The sequence below is a fragment of the Seonamhaeicola marinus genome, from assembly GCF_008085455.1.
Window position 1 is genome coordinate 1 of the sequence record NZ_VSDQ01000160.1, and the last position, 242, is coordinate 242.

Sequence of the window (242 nt, forward strand, 5' to 3'; positions counted from 1 at the left end):
ATTACCTGATCATGTTGCAAACCAAATAGCTGCTGGCGAAGTTGTACAAAGGCCAGCATCAGTTGTTAAAGAGTTATTAGAAAACGCTATTGATGCAGGAGCTACAACTATAAAATTAATTATTAAAGATGCTGGTAAAACCTTAATTCAGGTTATTGACGATGGTAAAGGTATGAGCGTTACAGATGCACGTTTGTGTTTTGAGCGTCATGCTACTTCAAAAATTAAATCGGCTGATGATT

General features: G+C 36.4%; 1 protein-coding gene. It reads left to right on the forward strand.

The genetic code is table 11. The annotated features are described in order from the left end of the window. The coding region (locus FUA24_RS01230) for an ATP-binding protein (protein ID WP_187388125.1) at positions 1-242 on the forward strand (242 nt) is incomplete at both ends.